Origin of the sequence: Neisseria flavescens (assembly GCF_001618065.1) — a bacterium.
Taxonomy (GTDB): Bacteria; Pseudomonadota; Gammaproteobacteria; order Burkholderiales; family Neisseriaceae; genus Neisseria; species Neisseria flavescens_A.
Genome location: NZ_LAEI01000029.1, coordinates 1 through 707, shown reverse-complemented (window position 1 = coordinate 707; position 707 = coordinate 1). Strand labels below are relative to the sequence as shown.

Annotated in this window: 1 protein-coding gene; it reads left to right on the top strand. The window is 57.4% G+C overall.

The features are described 5' to 3' along the window. Positions 1-707: type VI secretion system Vgr family protein (locus tag TW89_RS04400; protein WP_164836694.1), on the top strand; the 707-nt coding region annotated here is incomplete at both ends.

Here is a 707-nt window from a genome sequence, read left to right as displayed (position 1 = left end):
ACCTCGGCCATATCGTCGACTCAAATCGTGATAAACGCGGAGAGAACGGCGAAGGCTTCGAACTCAGAACCGACGGTTGGGGCGCGGTAAGGGCGGGTAAAGGCATACTCGTCAGCGCACAAAACCAAGACGCCGGCGGCAAAGTGCTGGATATGGACGATGCCATCGCACAGATCGAGCAGGCACTCTCCCTTGCCAAAAGCCTGAACAAAGCCGCCCAAACCGCCAACAACCACAATACCGATGAAGAAACCCAAAGGGGTCGTCTGAAAGACGCCCTCAAAGACCTGAAAGAGGCCGGTTTGATCCAAACCGCCCCGGCCGGCATCGCCACCGCAACAGAACAAAGCCAACTGCACACCGCCGGTGAAAACATCCACCTCGTCAGCGGCAACCATACCGACATCACTGCCGGCCAAAGCCTGACCGCCCATGCGGCAGAGAGCCTCAACCTGTTTGCGCAAAGCAGCGGCATCAAAGTGCAGGCGAATCAGGGCAAAGTGGAAGTACAGGCACAGAACGACGAGTTGCAGCTGAATGCTTTGAAGGACGCAACGTTAACCAGCAGCGCAGGGAAAGTCACCATTGCGGCGAAGGAAGAGATTCTGATTACCTGCAAGGGGGCGTATATCAAGCTGAGCAACGGGGAAGTGGAGATCGGGAGTCCGAAGGTGGTGCGGGTGAGGGCGCCGTTGGTGGTGAATGGG